Consider the following 19,320-nt stretch of genomic DNA (forward strand, 5'->3'; position numbering starts at 1 on the left):
TGGCTATCCATTAGACATATTTTCAAAGTGACGCAAATTCTACCACAGGGTTCATACCGCGGGCTTCAAGGAAACTAAGCATGCGCTGCGGGGAGACATTCAGAATACGATCTTCAGGGAAGTCAATTTCACGTAGAATTTTCAGGCATTCGTCGAAATCACCCAGAGTGAAAGCAGTATGTGAGTCAGAACCTAGCGCTAACCAGCCACCCGCATCACGAACAGCTTCAGCGATCAAACGGCAGTTTGGCCCACTACCTTTGCGTGAATGGGTGAAGGATGAGTTATTTAACTCCAGGGCAACGTTATATCTGGCAGCAGCTGCGGCGACAGCCGGGATATCAATTTCGTACTTAGGATTACCCGGGTGGCTGATAATATGGACATCGCCATTCGCCATAGCGGCTATCATCGCTTCAGTATGTGATGCTTTATCTTTCGGAGGAAAGACAGGTTCATGGAAACCAGCCAGTATTAAGTCCAGCGCTTCCAGCATAGGCCCTGTACAATCAATTTCACCGGCGGTATTTTTTATATTAGCCTCGATACCGCGTAAAATACCGACGCCATTAATAACACGTGGCCAGATGCGCATATTAACAAAATGCCAGTAATGAGGGGCATCAGCCATATCCGGGCCATGGTCAGTGATAGCGAATAATTTGATACCTTTGCTTGCAGCGACAACAACATAATCGTGTAACGTACTATAAGCGTGGGTGCTGGCAACAGTGTGCATATGCAGGTCAACAGGATACATACAATTCTCCTTCTCTTTTTAGGTAGAATAGCAGTTATTCATGACAAATATTAGTCTGCAGCCTGTTGGGGGTCGAGTCCCAGTACATTAGTAGCCTGACTGAATAACCGTCAGGCTATTTTCGTTAATGCTTAATCTTTAGCCTCAAAATCGACAAAAGAGGACTCTTTTAAAGATAGGTGACTGAAAAGAGTCGACAGAATGTTAATAACCGCGAGCGACAGATACTTCACCTGTTGCAGGTGTTCCCTGTTCAATAAGTGCTACCGTTCGGGCAATAAAAGCGGCGGCTTCATCAGGGCGGCTCATTGCCGCGATATGTGGCGTTATTGCAACCCGCGGGTGCTGCCATAGCGGGCTATCCACTGGCAACGGCTCTTTGGCAAATACATCCAGCATCGCCCCTTTCAACCTGCCGCTAGCGAGTGCTGCAAGTAAATCAGCCTCCATCAGGTGTGCTCCTCGCGCCAGATTTAAAACGTAAGCGCCCTCTGTCAGCTGATTTAACAGCTTCTGATTAATGATACCTGTAGTTTGCGGTGTATTAGGTAACAGGTTTATCAGTACTCTCGTACCGCTGAGGAAAGCAGACAGCTGGTCATCACCGGCATAACTGCTGACGCCTGGATATTCTTTCTTACTGCGGCTCCAGCAGCGAACCGGAAATCCCCATGGGATGAGACTCTCTGCAACCTTACCACCCAGAACGCCTGCGCCTAACAGGCCTATGGTAAAGTCTTCATGCCGATACTCATCCAGCGGCTGCCATTTACCGGCCATTTTCTGTAACTGATAGTCATCAAAGCGACGGAACCAGTGTAATACCTGACTCACCGCATATTCCCGCATTTGCTGCGCCATACCCGTATCTTCGAGGCGATACAAAGGCACACCAGGTGCCAGCATATCAGGATACTGTTGAAACTTGCTCAATATGGCATCCACACCCGCTCCCAGCACAAATACCGCTTTAAGATTCTTTCGCTGTCTCAGAACGTCGACGGGGGGATTCCAGACTAAAGCATAATCAGCTGGGGCATCATCACCTTTAGTCCACTGACGAATACGCGCCTGTGGAATAGCCTGTTTAAGCTCCTGCAGCCAATTATCTACAGTTAATGCCGGGTGATAAAAAATGATATCCATGGGGGCTCCTGTCGGTTTGCGGATACAAATCATTCAAGTAACCTGGTCATGCCTGGTACGATAAGGTCATTGAGAATATAATCAATATATTGGATATGGCGGTAAATGACATACTGATAATGTTATAAAATCAACAACCCATGCTGATTAAAGAACCAAAGTGGCTGAAGTTTGATTAAACAGACTGTTAAATACAAAATTAACATTGACGTGACAGGCCCTTTTCACCTAAATTAGCGCCGGTTCCACTGATGTGGAGCCAGTAATACGGTGAGGTGTCCGAGTGGCTGAAGGAGCACGCCTGGAAAGTGTGTATACGGCAACGTATCGAGGGTTCGAACCCCTCTCTCACCGCCATATTTAAGAAGAGAGCCTGAACAGCATGTTCAGGCTTTTTTTTGTCTGAAAATCACTGCATCCGCAATTGCCTCAGCCCTCTTTTAGTTATCTTTTTGGTGCTCAACAGAACCACTGCAAGGCTCACTCAGAACAATGCATTTAGCATTACCCATCCGTGTAACATTAACACCGCCCCCTAATTGGTTATCCGTTAATCGAACAGGCGGGATACAATAAAATACACTTGACCGCAACGAGCTGACTCCCTATAGTACCGCCCCGTTAGCCCGCTGGGCTGACTAAAATACGGTGAGGTGTCCGAGTGGCTGAAGGAGCACGCCTGGAAAGTGTGTATACGGCAACGTATCGAGGGTTCGAACCCCTCTCTCACCGCCACATTAAAGAAGAGAGCCTGAACGGTTGTTCAGGCTCTTTTTTTATACGCCGAATATAGCGGACACAATAATAAGCCCGGGTCTGAAACCAGCCCGGGCTTTATTTTATTCAATTGCGGGAAACTAATCGTAAGCATTTAATGCACGCTGGCACAGAGCCGAGCGCACACAATCTTGTTTGGTAAAACGTATCACTCCGACCATTTCATCTTCTTCAAAACGAGCCATGGCATCACTCAGGCCGGAAGTGACACCTCTCGGTAAGTCACACTGAGTAATATCGCCGTTAACAATAACAGTGACATTTTCTCCCAGACGCGTCAGAAACATTTTCATTTGTGCGGCCGTGACATTCTGCGCTTCGTCCAGAATCACCACAGCATTTTCAAATGTTCGTCCACGCATATAGGCAAAAGGCGCTATCTCAACTTTACCGATTTCCGGACGCAAACAATATTGCATAAAAGAACTCCCTAAACGCCGCACCAGAATGTCATAGACCGGACGGAAATAAGGGGCGAACTTCTCAGAAATATCACCGGGCAAGAAACCGAGATCCTCATCAGCCTGGAGTACCGGCCGAGTCACAATGATTCTTTCAACGTCTTTGAGGATTAATGCTTCTGCAGCTTTGGCGGCACTAATAAATGTTTTACCGCAGCCTGCTTCACCAGTGGCAAATATCAGCTGTTTACTTTCAATAGCACGAAGATAGTGCGCCTGAGCTTCGTTGCGTGCTTCGATAGGCGAATGATCACGGGTATCTCTCGCCATACCGATAGATTCTACCCCGCCCATCTGTACTAGCGCCGTGACTGACTCCTCTTCACGCTGCCGATGGCTACGCGAGTCTCGTCTCAGCACACGTTTCGCTTCACGACGGACTTTGGTAACAGCTTTCTGTCTTCCCATGGATGGCACCTTACTGTTGGTTTCATTTCCCGCGCCGTCAGAACAGGCGCGATAGTGGTCACTAACGGATGAGGTTTGGCTTCCTTGTAAGCCATGAATTGCCTTACTGGAGGATGCATCATAGGCCGCCTGTGAAACGCGGCTTAACGCACCAACATGACGCCTGTTGCATGCTGTAAGAGGGTAAGTGAGGGTGAAGATAACGAAACCAGAAGAGTAGTGTCCGCACTTGTCTGTGCGAGTGGAGTATTTTTTTAACCGTGCCGTATAAGACGCTGCCATACACTACTCCCTAGTGATGAGTTGTCACTACTGATAACCACCGCTATCTACATTATTTACAGCAATAACCACATAAATCGCAACATAAATCTTACGTTAGATTAACAAATTATGTTGCTATTTATGTTTTATCCCATAGTAATGTGACAGCGAGATAACAGCTTGTGTCGTCAGCGAAAATTTTCTTACTTCTTTTTATACATCCTCAAATCAGGCTTCCATTAATCCCTGTCCAAGGTAATGCTGGTTATCAATAACTCCCGGTAAAGCAAAGAAATAACCTCCACCTATGGGTTTGATATACTCTTCCAGCGCCTCGCCATCAAGTCGTTTCTGGACAGCAATAAAACCACTGTTAAGTGCATGCTGGTAACAGACAAACAACAGCCCCATATCCAGCTGACCTGATTTTGTTGCCCCTAATGAATAGCTGTAACCTCGGCGCATCATTAAACTTGATTGTGTTTCCGGTGTGCGAGGATTTGCCAGACGGATATGCGAATCCAGGGCAATAACGTCTCCATCAGGATCGGCGCTATAGTCAGGAGTATCATGCTCCAGCTTCATCCCTAACGGCGCGCCGCTGTACTTATCACGGCCAAAGATTGTTTCTTGTTCCTGCAATGGCGTTCTATCCCAGAATTCCACCCGGAACTGTATAATACGCACCGCCTGATAACTTCCACCGACTGCCCATGAAGGTTCATGCTGCCCGGCAGTCACCCAGACGACTTCATCCATTAGCTCGCTATTCTGGCTGTCAGGGTTCGCTGTGCCGTCTTTAAAGCCCAGCAAATTAATCGGGGTTTCTTTACCCTTACTGCGAGCAGCATGCTGAGAGATAAACCCTTCGCGTCGCCAGCGCACACTCAGTAAATCAGGGGTATGTTTAATGATATCTCGTAAGGCATGAATAACCGTATCAGCCGTATTGGCACAAATCTGTATCAGAATGTCCCCATGACATAAACTGGCATCCAGAGAATCATTGGGGAAGCGCGTCATTTTCTGTAATTGAGCAGGGGCAAACGATGCCAGCTGATAACGGTCATCAAACAGCGAACTACCGACAGACAGCGTCATTGTCAGGTCATCCGGATAAATCATCGCCCCAAGGATCCCTGAGTCCAGCGGCGGTAATCTTGGATTGGGTGTATCAGGCGCCGGCCCTCCCTGAGTCAGGAAGGCAAAACGTGCCGTTAACAGACGAAATAACCGCTCCAGTCCTTTCTTATCACTGGCCAGCACATCAAAAGCCACCAGCATCATGGAGGCTTGTTGTGGGGTCAGAATACCCGCCTGGTGCAGGCCGTAGAACGGCTCAGTTTCAAGACGCGCATTGTCTGGCCTGTCAGTATCCGTTGTCGCTGCTGGCGCAGCGGCAGCTGCCATAGGGCAGCCACCTCCGACAGCCAGCGCACCTCCCAGTGCGCCTAATGTTTTCAGCAATTTCCGCCGTGCTGGTTGATGATTATCCGGCTTAACCTGCTCTGTCATTCACTTAATCCAGTCCCATGACACCACGGAGTTTGGAGAGTTCTTCCGCCAGTACAGTAATCGGCCCTTTCAGAGCATTACGATCGCTGTCGGTTAATTTGTCATAACTCTCAAACCCATCTTTGGTGCGATATTTGGCGAGAATGCTATCCACTTTAGTGAAGTTGGCATCCACTTTGGCTAACAACTCTGGGGCTTCCTTGGTGAGTTGAGGACGCAGCAGATTAACAATTTTCTGTGCGCCATCGATATTCGCCTGGAAATCCCAAAGATCGGTACGGCTATAACGTTCTTCTTCACCGCTGATTTTACTGGCGGCAACTTCCTCTATCAGCGCCGCGGCTCCGCCAACAACTTTCGCCGGAGGGAATGCCAGCTCAGAGATACGGGTCTGTAAATCGAGTACGTCGGTGTTCAGCTGGTCAGCAAATTTTTCCAGACCGGCGGTAGAATTATCACCAAACAGACCTTTTTCTAGCCGATGGAAACCGGTAAATTGCGGATCACTGGCTTTTTGTTCAAAGTCATCTTCACGCGCATCGATACTGCCATCAAGATCAGAGAACAGTTCAGCAATAGGTTCAATTCGCTCGTAATGCTGACGCGTCGGCGCATAAAGCGCTTTTGCCTGGGCTAAATCCCCGGCGTTTACTGCCGCAGTAAATGCCTGAGTCTCTTTTACCAGGGCCGCCGTTTCGCCCAGGACATAGGCTTTATAGTCAGCAATAGGGCCAGCAAGAGCCAGCAAATTAGACCCTTCTCCGGTCTGGGCTGCGGTGCCTTTTACCACCAGTTTACCTTTCGGATTGCTCAGTAAACCACAAGTAATATCGTAATCACCAGGTTGCAGGTTAACCGTCATTTTTTGAGTGAAGCCCGGAGCAATATTTTCACGCTCCTCGACTACCATCACTCCTTTCAGGATTTCCCACTCAAGAGCTTTCTGGCTCTTATTCTGGATAATAAATTGTGTTTTTCCGGCATCAACCGTCAGGTTCATTGGCTCACACTGTTTGTCAGTGACCACTACTTTTACTTGCGGAACATCCGCAGCCTGGGCAGCAAATGAGGAGCAAATAGCAACAGCCAAGGCAAGACGCCGGGCGCTAAAATGAAAAGACTGACTCATGGCTCATTCCTGTATCGCAATCAATGGATGTGTTCGCGGCGGATTTCTCTGCGCGACGGTAATTAACGCACTGCGTTTTTCTGTGTGTTTTTTGTCGAAGCCTTATTACTCCACGGACTAAAGAACAGCAGCAGGGCCGGGATCAAATAGATAAAGTAGACGGAAACCTCGCTGACGGTAGGCGCTTCCTGATAACCAAAAAGACCTTCAAGCAGGGTTCCGAATAATGAATGTGTCGATAGCGTCTCACTCATATCGAAAGCGCGTTCCTGGAAATGATTCCAGAGTCCGGCTTCGTGAAAAGCTCGAATCGCACTGGCGCTCAGCCCGGCTGCGACGACCAGAATAAACAGGCTCGTCCATTTGAAAAAAGCGGCCAGATTGAGGCGAACCCCGCCGTAATAGATAAGGAATCCAAGACCAATGGCAGTCGCAAGACCCAGCATTGCCCCTATTGGAGGCAGCATACCGACATCTTGCTGGAACGCTGCCAGTAAGAAAAATACCGACTCCAGTCCTTCGCGTGCAACAGCAAAAAACACCATCAGAATCAGCGCCCAGCTGTGATTATTTTTCCTGCCGAGGGCACTGTCCACGGCCCGTTCCAGTTGCCCTTTAACATTACGGGAAACCTTACGCATCCAGAACACCATCCAGGTGAGGATAAAAACAGCCACTACAGCAATTAAACCTTCAAATAGCTCTTGTTCTTTTTGTGGGAATTCACCGGTTGTCTCATTAATCACCAGTCCCAGAATCAGACAAAGGACGGCAGCAGTCACCACGCCAATCCACATAGCAACAAACAAATGACCGCGCTGAGTACGCTTAAGATAACTGGCTATCAGGCTGACAATCAGTGCCGCCTCCAGTCCTTCACGTAGCATGATTAGAAACGGAACAAACATTCCTGACCTCTTTGGTGTGAATACCTGTCAACTTGAGTAAAGAACAGTAAGCATATAACGATATTGATTATCATTACCATCAAAAATAAAACAAGCCCCTGAATGAGATATTTATCAAAACAGCGACCTTGGTCGAATAGGTGTAATTTATTTTATCTGTTGTGTGATTTAACAAGGTTGCACAAAGTTGCAACTTAATAGATATTGCCCGGTAACACCTGCCTGATAATCAATGGAGATATGAGTGTGGCAACGACAACTATGGGCGTTAAGCTCGATGAAGCAACTCGGGATCGCATAAAAGCGGCGGCGTCACGTATTGACCGTACTCCCCACTGGCTGATTAAACAGGCTATTTTTAGCTATCTGGAGCAACTTGAAAGAAACGAGGATCTGGCGGTAATTACCGGACAAGAAAACGACTCACAGGAAAGTCCCGAAGAGATATCTGCGACAGAAGATCTTGTACAGCCCTTTCTTGAGTTTGCTGAGCAGATACTCCCGCAATCGGTCTCGCGGGCAGCAATTACAGCGGCCTCGCGACGTCCTGAGACAGATGCGGTACCGATGATTCTGGAGCAAGCCAGACTCACACCTGCAATAGCAGAACAAACCTATAAAACAGCCAGGCAGTTAGCAGAACAATTACGTGGGCAGAAGAATCTGTCTGGTAAGGCGGGGCTGATACAGGGATTATTGCAAGAGTTCTCCCTCTCTTCGCAAGAGGGTGTGGCACTGATGTGTCTTGCAGAAGCCTTATTACGTATCCCAGACAAGGCAACCCGCGATGCGTTAATCCGTGACAAAATTAGTAACGGTAACTGGCACTCCCATCTCGGGCATAGCCCGTCATTATTCGTCAATGCTGCCACCTGGGGCCTGTTGTTTACCGGACGGTTAGTGTCAACTCATAACGAAACCAGCCTTTCCAGTTCACTGAATCGCATTATCAGCAAAAGCGGTGAACCTCTGGTGCGTAAAGGGGTGGATATGGCGATGCGTTTGATGGGTGAGCAGTTTGTCACCGGAGAAACCATTGCCGAAGCACTGGCTAATGCCCGTAAACTCGAAGATAAAGGGTTCCGCTATTCCTACGATATGCTGGGGGAAGCGGCTCTGACAGCCAGCGACGCCAAAGCCTATTTACTGGCTTATCAGCAGGCTATTCATGCCATTGGCAAAGCGTCTAATGGTCGTGGAATTTATGAAGGGCCGGGGATCTCAATTAAACTTTCTGCCCTGCACCCACGTTATAGTCGTTCGCAATATCAGCGTATTATCGATGAACTTTATCCACGCTTACTGTCGTTAACCTTACTGGCGCGTCAGTATGATATTGGTATTAATATTGATGCGGAAGAAGCCGATCGTCTGGAGATTTCGCTCGATTTACTGGAAAAACTCTGCTTTGAGCCTGAATTATCCGGCTGGAATGGCATCGGGTTTGTGATTCAGGCCTATCAGAAGCGTTGTCCGTTTGTGATTGATTATCTCGTTGATTTAGCTTCCCGTAGCCAGCGTCGCCTGATGATCCGTCTGGTTAAAGGAGCTTACTGGGACAGCGAGATTAAACGAGCCCAAATCGACGGGCTGGAAGGTTATCCGGTCTATACCCGTAAGGTCTATACCGATATTTCTTATCTTGCCTGCGCCAAAAAATTGCTGGCGGTTCCTAATCTTATTTACCCACAATTTGCCACCCATAACGCCCATACTTTAGCCGCTATCTATCATCTTGCTGGTCAGAATTACTATCCTGGCCAGTATGAGTTTCAGTGTTTGCACGGCATGGGTGAGCCACTGTATGAACAGGTAGTCGGTAAAGTTGCCGACGGCAAACTCAATCGCCCCTGCCGTATTTATGCCCCGGTAGGGACACATGAGACCTTGCTCGCCTATCTGGTTCGTCGTTTACTGGAGAATGGCGCGAATACCTCTTTTGTTAACCGTATTGCTGATACCACCTTGCCATTAGATGAGCTGGTTGCCTGCCCCGTCAGTGCTGTTGAGGCTATCGCTTTAAAAGAAGGAAAAACAGGCCTTCCTCATAGCAAGATCCCGCTTCCGCTGGCGCTATACGGCGATACCCGGCAGAACTCCAGCGGGCTGGACTTGGCCAACGAGCATCGCCTGGCGTCTCTTTCCTCAGCGTTACTCAATAGTGCAAGCCAGAAGTGGCTGGCGGTACCTGTTCTGAATGAAGTACAGAATAGCGAAAATTGTCAGGCGGTGAAAAATCCGGCGGACCATCGCGATACTGTCGGTTACAGTCGGGAAACCACGCCTGAAGAGGTTTCTCAGGCGCTGGATAATGCCGTGAGTGCAGCGTCGATTTGGTTTGCCACCCCAGCGGAAGAACGTGCCGCAGTGCTGGATAAAGCCGGTACCTTAATGGCCAATCGTATGCAGCAATTGATTGGCCTACTGGTTCGTGAGGCCGGAAAATCGTTCAGTAATGCGATATCTGAAGTACGTGAGGCGGTGGATTTTCTGCACTATTACGCCAGCCAGATTCGTCATAATTTCGATAATGATACTCATCGCCCACTCGGCCCGGTGGTCTGTATCAGCCCGTGGAATTTTCCGTTAGCCATTTTTACCGGGCAAGTTGCCGCGGCACTGGCAGCCGGGAATAGCGTGCTGGCAAAACCTGCAGAACAGACTCCGCTGATTGCCGCCCAGGCCGTCAGTCTGCTACTGGAAGCGGGTGTTCCTGCTGGCGTAATACAACTATTACCAGGCCTGGGTGAAACTGTCGGGGCAATGCTTGTTAATGACACACGTATTCGCGGCGTCATGTTTACCGGCTCTACTGCTGTGGCGACACTGTTACAGCGCAATATTGCCGGCCATCTTGATCTTCAGGGGCGTCCGATCCCTTTAATCGCCGAAACCGGTGGTATGAACGCAATGATCGTCGACTCCTCTGCACTCACTGAACAAGTGGTTGTCGATGTAATGGCTTCGGCATTTGACAGTGCGGGTCAGCGCTGTTCTGCCCTGCGTATACTCTGTTTACAAGAGGATATTGCAGAGCAGACGCTACAGATGCTACGAGGAGCCATGGGCGAGTATCGCATGGGTAATCCAGGTCGTTTTACCACCGATATTGGTCCGGTGATTGATGATGAAGCCAGACAAGGTATCGAGCAACATATTCAAACGATGAGAAACCAGGGACATCCGGTTTTTCAAGCGACCTATGCAAACCGAGCCGATGAACTGGAGTGGAAAAACGGGACCTTTGTACAACCCACGCTGATTGAGCTGAATAGCCTGGATGAGCTCCAGCAAGAAATCTTTGGCCCGGTCTTGCATGTGGTGCGTTATTCACGTGATAAACTCAGCGACTTGATACAACAGATTAATGCCGCTGGCTATGGTCTGACGCTTGGCGTGCATACGCGTATCGATGAAACTATCGTTCAGGTTACCAATAGCGTGAAAGTCGGTAACTTATATGTAAACCGTAATATGGTGGGTGCAGTAGTCGGCGTACAGCCTTTTGGTGGCGAAGGTCTTTCAGGCACCGGGCCAAAGGCTGGCGGTCCGCTTTATCTGTACCGTTTGTTAGCCCAGAGCCCGGAGAATGGCCCCTTTGCATCAGAGAATTTGCCCGCTCCAATAGCGCTTCCTGTCAGGGAGCAATTCCAGTCTAACTGGCAGATTTTAAGCGAGTGGATTGCCTCCCGATATCCAGAACTGGAACCTGCCTGTGCGCTGTTTGAAAAACAAAATCAGTCCGGTACCACCAGATTATTGACCGGCCCCACCGGCGAGCGTAATAGCTACAGCCTGTTACCACGTGAATGCATATTATGCCTGGCAGATAATGAGCCTGATCTGCTGGTGCAACTTGCCGCTGTTATCTGTGTTGGTAGCCGCTCTTTATGGACAGAATCGGCGATACAACGCGCGCTCTATTCTCAATTACCCGCCCCGCTACAGCAGCAGATAACCTTCGCCTCTGGCGATACGGTACTCGCCCAGCCATTCGATGCGGTTATCTACCACGGAGATTCAGACAAGCTACGCAAGCTTTGTGAAACTGTTGCCGCCAGAGAAGGTGCGATTGTTACAGTTCAGGGGCTTGCACGCGGCGAGCGCTCTATTTCGCTGGAACGTCTTTATCTGGAACGATCGGTGAGTGTGAATACTGCCGCGGCGGGGGGTAATGCCAGTCTGATGACTATCGGATAACATAAATAAGAAACCAGGTATTTATCGCTGATACCTGGTTTTCTGGTCTCTTCTATAAACCTTCTTGTGTCAGTGCCTCTTTTTTGCGTTTTCGTTTCAGCTTGAGTTCACTGACCAGAACCCCGAGAACAATCAGCGCAGCACCAACTAACGCCAGCATCGGTAACCGTTCACCAGCAATACGGCCAAATACACCCGCCCAGACAGGTTCACCGGTATAGATAAGCGTTGCTCGAGTCGGAGAGACGCTACGCTGAGCCCAGTTCATTGTCACCTGAATAATGGCACTAAAAATCCCCAACCCTAAGGCCACAATCATCAGCTGATTACTGAAGGGCGGAATACTCTCACCAGCGGGCACCATAGTGGCAAAAGCGACAATCGAAGCGGTAGTAAGCTGTACCACGGTGACACGTTTAATATCAACCCGGCTGGCAAAGGCACTGATAAGAATAATTTCCGCAGCGATTGCCACTGCTCCTATCAGGGTAATGATTTCCCCGGTACCCAGCGTCAGAGAAGAGCCTTCCGGCCCTGCCAGTAAAATCAGCCCCATAAACGCCAGCCCGACCCCAATCCACGACATCAGACCCGGCATGCGTCCGAGGCAGATCCATTGCAGAAGTGGTACGACAGGAACATACATCGCTGTAATAAAGGCTGACTTACTGCTGGAGATAGTCTGCAAGCCCCAAGTCTGCAGGCTATAGCCAATCGCGATAGAGATACCTATCAGTACTCCGGCTTTAAATTCAAGTAACGTTAATCCGGAAAGAGATTTTATTGAAAATAATCCGACGACTAACGCAGCAGTTGCAAAGCGAAGTCCGACAAAGAAAAAAGGATCACTTAACGTCATTGCATACTGTACGGCAAGAAAGGTTCCGCCCCAGAACATGGTAATCAGGATCAGCAGGGCTTCTTGAGGTTTCAGTGAAAAATAACGCGAGAATGACGCAGGCATGAATGAACCGTAAAAAGTAACAAGAGATGAATAAAGGACTATAGTGCGATGTGATGCATTCTGGTGCAATGACCTTTTGTAAATAAAATTTATCGCTAAGCCAGACGAACTCTTTTCATAGCGCTGCTTTCAGGTTTTGTTAAAGTGTGAAATACGTTCTATATTTAAATAATAATAACGGAGGATGCCATGTCTACAGATAAAGAAAAACTACACCACGTTGGGGAATGGGCAAGTTTACGCAATACATCACCAGAAATTGCCCAGGCTATCTTTGAGTTAGCCGATTATGATGAGGTACTGGCAGAAAAAATCTGGGAAGAAGGCAGCGATGAAGTGTTGCCTCTTGCCTTTGCTAAAACGGATAGCGAGCAATTATTCTGGGGTGAGCAGACGATTGAGCGAAAAAATGTCTGAGTCGTATTAGTAATTTTCCCTTTCAGATGAAAGGGAAAATGCTCTGATTACTTTGGATAGATATCACCATTCAACAGAATAAAATGTAGTTTACCGCCCCAGAATTCAGCAATAAAAACATCTTCCGGTTTAATCTTTAATTCTGTTAACTGCTCGTCGAGCCAGGCTTGGTCTTTTTCGATAGAGTCGAGTTCGTAGGGTCTCGATTTACCATTTTGCATTACAATCACGGCTGGCATTCTGGTGCCTTCACACACCACAGACAGCTGTCCACCAGGCTCTATTTGTGCATAACGTACCTGCTGAAATGAATGCACTCCCTGGGTATGTAACTGGGATGAAACACTGATGATGTCTATTTTATTTTGCTTACTGAGAATATTGTCCATCAGGAAGCGGCCATTTTTTATGATAGGAATAGGCTCTCCTATCGTCACTGCACGAAAGGCGCTCACATGTCTGCTGACCCAGTTAAGAGCCGATATCAGCGAAACACCGATTAAAAGCACCAGAATATACTGGTACATCGGGATCACATCGTTGTATATCACCCCGCCAATAATGCCACCTAAAACAAAGTTTCCGATAAAATCGACAGGCGTCATTTGTGATAGCTGCGTTTTTCCCGAAAAGTTCAGATGGGCGATAACAATAATAAAACCAACAATAAATTTTAATAAGACATAACCATAATATCCCATTGAGTCAAACATTCTGCATTTCTCTGTGTCAGTATCAGTCTGTCTGTAAGAATAGCTGATTACACAATATCATGTTACGAATATAATTATTCTTTAGTTCTAACCCACCGTTCAGGGACACTGATGGGTTAGAATAACAGCACTGGCTTGCTTTAACCTTTATCCGTTATCATCTCCGATTTCAAGAAAACCGAGTTTAAATTCCTTTTTGTCTGCCAGAGAAACCATTTCAGGTCTTTCAGGATAAGTGGCAAGTAGCGGGAAAAAGACGGAGGATCCGATAATACTGCGGCTTTCTTTATCTTTCGGGCGTAGCGCCCATAAGTTCTGATAAGTCATTGGCACGGATTCACCGTTAATCTGACTATTTCCGATATACAGCATAATATGTCCGGGAAGATAAATCAGTGTAGTAAAGGCTCTACCGTGTTTTTCGAGCCAGGCGATTCTGTTCTCTAGGCTTTCTTTACTCAAATCAACCATTCGCGCAGTCGATTTTATTTGAGCTGCTGAATTTCTGGGTAGCAGAATACCAAATGGCATCATCAGGCTACGCAACTCTGATGAACAGTCATTATAAAACAGCGTATTTCCCCACCCATACGGCAGACCGCTCATCGATTTCATCAGCGTTGCAATATTGGTACGCGTCATCGGCCATGGCATAGCCGCGAATACGTCCTGATGCAAAGATATGGATTTAATCAGCGCACGGCCATCTGCTTTACGCACCGGAATTAAGGCAGAAAAATACCCTGAGAGATGGTGTTTAAAGGGTAAAATCGTACCTGGGCGAGCGTGGAAATAGAATTGCTTGCCTTGATGAACGGAAACCGGCTGCCGAATAAATGTACCCGCATTTTTCATCGCAAGATTTGTCCACTGATTAACGAAAGCAGGGCTAACCGTCGCGATATCGTCACTTTTTACCCAGCCAGTGACCGCGGGTGAAATAACGTATCGCCAGGCTTTATCCTGGCTTTCGGCCAGTATATAGACCGGCGTGGCAGCCTGAATAGATGACATTTGCAAATAGTCAAAGGGATAGCCTTCACCCGCGCGCCGGGGATCATGGTAAGCAGGCTGCTCTGTCGGCAATGCTCTAACCTGAGTTTCCCGAACGGTAATTGCCCGGGATGATGCCTGGTAAATTGTACTGATGACTCCCATGCTGTTACTTTTGATTTCATTCTTCCAGCGCGTAGAGTTTCGCCTGAAATTAGCCCCCCAGGAAAGACTTTCTGGTGACAGTGACTGCCTGATGCTGGCATCACGATTCTTTTCGGGTTTATTTTTCAGAATATAAGCGATATAGCTGGAATTCCAGGGGGATTTATCCCTTCCCCCCATGCCATAGTATTTTGATAATAAACGCGAAAAATACTTTTCCTGGGAATTTTGACTCATAAGGGATATATCATTACCATTTGCGCTAGCCGGTATCCAGCGATCTATTTCTTGTGGATAATTCTCTAGTGGAAAATATGCCTTATTAGAATCGATGTAGTCTGACTCTCTTACTTCTGATTGTGGTACTGAATCCTGTTGACATTCCACTGATGAACATGCGGATAAAAACAATGTCACCGTTAAAAATATATATTTAAACGGCCCTGTCCATAGATAATCCTTCATCTAATATCCTTTTATTATGATAACAATAAAATATTTATATTTTCAGCAGTACCGCTGTCAGACTATAGATTTCTTTATCATTATTCGTCTTATAAAAAACGATTATATCAAGATGGCATTGCATAATTATTAAAGAGGATGGAATCTGAATTATTAGAACAGCAGGATATAAATATATTATATTATTCACTGTGGCCCGGTAATCACTATTTATGCGGATACTTACAGACAGGAGGAAATAATATCCTTTCTGTCTGTAAGTCGTATTTAAAATCCCCCTTTAACTGACCGCTGGATTAATCCGCAGCTCCCAGTCTTTCTCTTCCCAGCCATGGGCATCAAAACGGCGGGAAAACTGTAGTGTCTTTCCGGTTAACTGTTCAGGTTTCAGTCGGACACCATAAATTCCGAGTCCCAGAGGAGTACTGTTTTTCTCTTGCAGAGATTGCCAGCCATCAAAACCATAGTGCAGGACAAAGGGTTCGCTGGCTTCAATCAGTAACTCAACACCTGAAGGCAAAACATCGCAGGATAAATAATCGCGCCAGTGTCGCACCTCAGGCTGGGTCGGGTTTTCAACATAGCGTTGATATACAACATCCAGCCGCTCTATCGGCTTACCGCTTTCCTCGGCATAAATCAGTTTCACTAATTCAGCATGTGCCCAGTTAAGCGGCATCGCACTGCCGCTGGGGCGTCCCTTAATCAGGCCGCGCTCCGGAATATCAGCCTGATCCCAGATTTGTTCGGGCAACATCCCCCCCATACTCGCTGAGGCTAACATGGCATTAATGTAGGGTTGAACATCTTCCCCGGAAGAAACGGCATAATGCCCGCGCTCACCACTGAGCAGTGGCCATAATCGTCCGATGCCGCTGCCATCAAAAGCCCGTCCATCATGGTGTTCACCATAACCGTCTTCGTTATAACGGTAATAATAAGGGCCCGCCTGCAAATCAACGCGTAGCAATTTATCGACTAATTTTGTGGTATCACAGATACGGCTATCCATGGCATCACGTAGTCCGAACCTCACCATGCAAAGATATTCCATCCCCAGAAGACTGCGGGTTTTGATAGTTTCTTCATGACGATTACGCAGAGTAACATGGCCATAGCGAGCTGAGTGCCAGGCCGGGTTCAAGCGAATATAGTGCCCTGCAATTTGATGCTCCCGGTCAAGTTCACTGTCATGAACATAGACCCAGGATTCAAGACGCTCATTCCAGTCATCCGCCAGGGATAATGCATAATGTCTGTCACCGTCATCCACGAATCCCGACTCGGCACCTGCGACCAGAGCGGCAATACATACTGATAAGGTAAAGGGATTAATACCGGCATTTTCTTCCCAGCGGTCCTGCGGGCTGGACGGACCATGAAGCGCTATATAGGTTAATGCTTTTTGTACCATCTTCACGACAGCACCATGCATATCACCTAACAGCCCCTCTTCATGCAGCTTGGCCGCAAACAACACCGGCAAAGCGACCTCATCTAGCTGGATCCCCTGCCAGTATGCTCGTCCGTCGGTATAATTATTCTGCATCCAGTGACCATCAGGCTGCTGAATAGCAATTAAATAAGCCAGTAAAGCGCGAACTTCTTCAATCAGCCCATAGGCGAGTAAAGCAAACCCGACTTCAACCGAGTCTCGAGGCCACACCAGATGATAGCCACCGGGATCTTTATGCGCATCTCCCCATGGCGTACTCAGACTGGCGACCATCGCTCCCGGAAAGGTGCGTCCTTCATGGGTTTTTAATACTGAAATAGAGGTTTTGATAGCATCAGCCAGGGGCTTTGACAGCGGTTTTTTTTGTGGGAAATCCACATTTTTATGCCATTCAGTCCAGTGATGAATATACTGGTTTTTCGCCTGTGCAAAACCGGCAACAAGCGCGCTTTTTGCCAGGGTCATCGCCCCTTCCGGGTTACTGGCAAAGGCGAGCGCAAGAGTACCACTGTCACTGGTTAACTCGCCCAGCATGGCAATATTACCCGGCCCAGCCTGCGAGTACTCCCAGGTCATACGTTGATGCTGACTAAAATCCTGCCAGCCATCAGAGGTGCCGACATAGCCAACGCTGCTTCGAGAAAATCCCTGATCTGCCGCCAGAAATAAACATTGATTATTCTTTTCTGCCAGTAATCCCTGATCGGTCACATAGCCCGTATTATTATCCCCATCACCATCCAGATGCGGGGCTAATAACGGATACAGCTTCAATCCTTCGCCATCAAGCTGATAACGAATCAATAAAGCATCACGAACCGGGTCGGCGACTATTTCCAGTTCCAGACGATAGCGTTCATGTTCATGAACAATTGTCGGCAGGAGTAAATCAGCCGCTGGGGTACTCAGGCTGTAATTATGCACCCGTTTAATTTCTGACCAAAAATCATCGCCCGCAATAATAAAGCCTAAGTCTCTGATCTGTGGGGTACTGTTAGATGGCCAGTAGACTTCATTGAGGATACCGTAACCGACGCTGAACCAGACCCGGCCATTACCGAGTCCCGTTCCCACGATATCTTTCGCGCTACTGGTCCAGGTTGCTGCTCCTCCCGGAGCTCCCGGGGCAATATTTTCACTCATGGTTTCTCCTGGGGCACCAGTGAGCGCCATTTATGACCGGGGCGCATAATGCGGTGCTGGGTATCAGGACCTTCAGTACCGGCCTTATAGAGATCGGGCATCCCGGTTTTCCAAGCTTCCAGAGCCGGTTCAATCGCACGCCAGGCCCACTCAACCTCATCAAAACGTAAGAAATGGGCTCTTTCACCGTTAAGCGCATCTATCAGTAACTGCTCGTAGGCTGAGACTTCGTGCTGGCCTGGCTGGGCATAAGGTGCGCTGAGCGCAATATTATGCGTTTTGACATGCATCCCCGGTAACTTGGCGGTCATATGCATTTCCATGCCCATATCGGCACCCATACGGAATATCAGCCAGTTATTCTCCACCGTCAAATCTCCCGGAAGCGCGCCTGCTGGAGCTTTAAACTCGACCGCAATTTCGGCATAGTTATTGGTCAGACGTTTGCCGCTACGCAGATAGAAAGGCACCCCTTTCCAGCGCCAGTTATCAATTTCCAGTCTCAGCGCAGCAAAGGTTTCGGTATTGGTTTCCACCGGTATACCGGGTTCATTGCAGTAATCAGCGACCGATTTACCCTCAACCACACCGGCACAATACTGACCACGAACGGCCCAGTCAGCAGGATTCATATCATCGGTCGGACGAATAGACTTCAGCACTTCGACTTTGTGGTCACGCAGAATTTCACCATCCCAGCGCCCTAAGGGTTCAATCGCGGTCAGTGTCAGTAACTGCATCAGGTGGTTTTGCAGCATATCGCGCATAGCACCAGATTTGTCGTAATACACTGCGCGATTTTCAACCCCTAAGGTTTCAGCATAGGTTATCTGAACCTGTTCGATATGTGCTGCTTCCCAGACGGGAGCCAGTACCCGGTTAGCAAAGCGGAAAATCATCAGGTTTTGAGTGGCTTCTTTACCTAAGAAGTGGTCGATACGGTAGACCTGTGACTCGTCCCAATGGGAGTGAACTTGATTGCGCAGCTCTTCAGCCGTTGCCAGGTTAGTACCAAAAGGTTTTTCAATCAGGATCCGACGCCAGTTATCTGACTCTTCTTTTGCTAATCCCGCTTCACCAATCGCCAATGCAGCCTGACCAAACAGCGTAGGAGGCAACGCCAGATAGAACAGGGCCGATCCCGTCACCTTACTCTCTAGCTGTTTTAACTCATTGGCTTCTAATGAGCCACTGACAAAATCCAGATGCTGGCTAAATTTCTGCCATTCAGCTTCGTCGAAGTCTTTGTCAGATTCAGTTAAAAAATCGTGAAGATGCTTTAAAAAATCATCCCGGTTCCATTTATCGATTGAATAACCAATGATATTTAAGGAAGGAATCAAACCCAGTTTATGAAGCTCAAACAGCGACGGCATTAAGAGTCGTTTGGTTAAATCACCGCTGGCGCCCAGAATGACGAGTGACATATTACTCAT

The 19,320-nt window shown here is 47.9% G+C and carries 13 protein-coding genes and 2 tRNA genes; 4 read left to right on the forward strand and 11 right to left on the reverse strand.

The window, feature by feature from the left end; genetic code table 11:
- Positions 1-22 precede the first annotated feature (22 nt).
- Both M2387_RS10360 and ghrA read right to left on the reverse strand, forming a co-directional pair.
- The gene (locus M2387_RS10360) at positions 23-760 is read right to left on the reverse strand and encodes a phosphatase (protein ID WP_259049097.1); all 738 of its coding nucleotides are present in this window, start codon (positions 758-760) and stop codon (positions 23-25) included.
- 204 nt (positions 761-964) lie between these two features.
- The gene (gene ghrA / locus M2387_RS10365) at positions 965-1,906 is read right to left on the reverse strand and encodes a glyoxylate/hydroxypyruvate reductase GhrA (protein ID WP_259049098.1); all 942 of its coding nucleotides are present in this window, start codon (positions 1,904-1,906) and stop codon (positions 965-967) included.
- A 269-nt stretch (positions 1,907-2,175) separates the two neighbouring features.
- Between ghrA and M2387_RS10370 the strand changes: the two genes are divergently transcribed.
- Both M2387_RS10370 and M2387_RS10375 read left to right on the forward strand, forming a co-directional pair.
- Positions 2,176-2,263 (forward strand) — tRNA-Ser (locus tag M2387_RS10370).
- A gap of 290 nt (positions 2,264-2,553) precedes the next feature.
- A tRNA-Ser gene (locus M2387_RS10375) sits at positions 2,554-2,641 on the forward strand.
- A gap of 122 nt (positions 2,642-2,763) precedes the next feature.
- Here the strand turns inward: M2387_RS10375 and phoH are convergent.
- From phoH to efeU, 4 genes are all read right to left on the reverse strand, one after another.
- Positions 2,764-3,552: a phosphate starvation-inducible protein PhoH gene (gene phoH / locus M2387_RS10380; protein WP_259049831.1), complete on the reverse strand. Its 789-nt coding sequence runs from the start codon at positions 3,550-3,552 to the stop codon at positions 2,764-2,766.
- 492 nt (positions 3,553-4,044) lie between these two features.
- The gene (efeB, locus tag M2387_RS10385; RefSeq protein ID WP_259049099.1) at positions 4,045-5,331 is read right to left on the reverse strand and encodes an iron uptake transporter deferrochelatase/peroxidase subunit; all 1,287 of its coding nucleotides are present in this window, start codon (positions 5,329-5,331) and stop codon (positions 4,045-4,047) included.
- Between the two features lie 4 nt (positions 5,332-5,335).
- Positions 5,336-6,460 (reverse strand): iron uptake system protein EfeO, encoded by a 1,125-nt coding sequence (gene efeO, locus M2387_RS10390; RefSeq protein ID WP_259049100.1) that lies wholly within the window; start codon positions 6,458-6,460, stop codon positions 5,336-5,338.
- A gap of 62 nt (positions 6,461-6,522) precedes the next feature.
- Positions 6,523-7,368 (reverse strand): iron uptake transporter permease EfeU, encoded by an 846-nt coding sequence (efeU, locus tag M2387_RS10395; RefSeq protein WP_259049101.1) that lies wholly within the window; start codon positions 7,366-7,368, stop codon positions 6,523-6,525.
- A gap of 246 nt (positions 7,369-7,614) precedes the next feature.
- Between efeU and putA the strand changes: the two genes are divergently transcribed.
- Complete coding sequence (putA, locus tag M2387_RS10400; RefSeq protein ID WP_259049102.1) at positions 7,615-11,568, forward strand: trifunctional transcriptional regulator/proline dehydrogenase/L-glutamate gamma-semialdehyde dehydrogenase; 3,954 nt, start codon at positions 7,615-7,617, stop codon at positions 11,566-11,568.
- Between the two features lie 52 nt (positions 11,569-11,620).
- On the opposite strand, the gene M2387_RS10405 is transcribed toward putA, so the two are convergent.
- A complete protein-coding gene (locus tag M2387_RS10405) occupies positions 11,621-12,532 on the reverse strand; it encodes a DMT family transporter (protein ID WP_259049103.1) in 912 nt (303 codons plus the stop codon).
- A gap of 189 nt (positions 12,533-12,721) precedes the next feature.
- Between M2387_RS10405 and M2387_RS10410 the strand changes: the two genes are divergently transcribed.
- Positions 12,722-12,949, forward strand: a complete 228-nt coding sequence (locus M2387_RS10410; protein WP_259049104.1) for a YccJ family protein — start codon at positions 12,722-12,724, stop codon at positions 12,947-12,949.
- 47 nt (positions 12,950-12,996) lie between these two features.
- Here the strand turns inward: M2387_RS10410 and M2387_RS10415 are convergent, their stop codons facing one another.
- From M2387_RS10415 to zwf, 4 genes are all read right to left on the reverse strand, one after another.
- The gene (locus tag M2387_RS10415; protein WP_259049833.1) at positions 12,997-13,650 is read right to left on the reverse strand and encodes a DUF421 domain-containing protein; all 654 of its coding nucleotides are present in this window, start codon (positions 13,648-13,650) and stop codon (positions 12,997-12,999) included.
- Between the two features lie 159 nt (positions 13,651-13,809).
- The gene (locus tag M2387_RS10420; protein ID WP_259049105.1) at positions 13,810-15,285 is read right to left on the reverse strand and encodes an SH3 domain-containing protein; all 1,476 of its coding nucleotides are present in this window, start codon (positions 15,283-15,285) and stop codon (positions 13,810-13,812) included.
- Positions 15,286-15,565: 280 nt separating this feature from the next.
- Positions 15,566-17,884 (reverse strand): glycoside hydrolase family 15 protein, encoded by a 2,319-nt coding sequence (locus M2387_RS10425; RefSeq protein ID WP_259049106.1) that lies wholly within the window; start codon positions 17,882-17,884, stop codon positions 15,566-15,568.
- Positions 17,881-19,320: a glucose-6-phosphate dehydrogenase gene (gene zwf, locus M2387_RS10430; protein ID WP_259049107.1), complete on the reverse strand. Its 1,440-nt coding sequence runs from the start codon at positions 19,318-19,320 to the stop codon at positions 17,881-17,883. Before zwf ends, M2387_RS10425 begins: the two co-directional genes overlap by 4 nt.

It is taken from the genome of Klebsiella sp. BIGb0407 (assembly GCF_024807845.1).
GTDB lineage: Bacteria > Pseudomonadota > Gammaproteobacteria > Enterobacterales > Enterobacteriaceae > JGM124.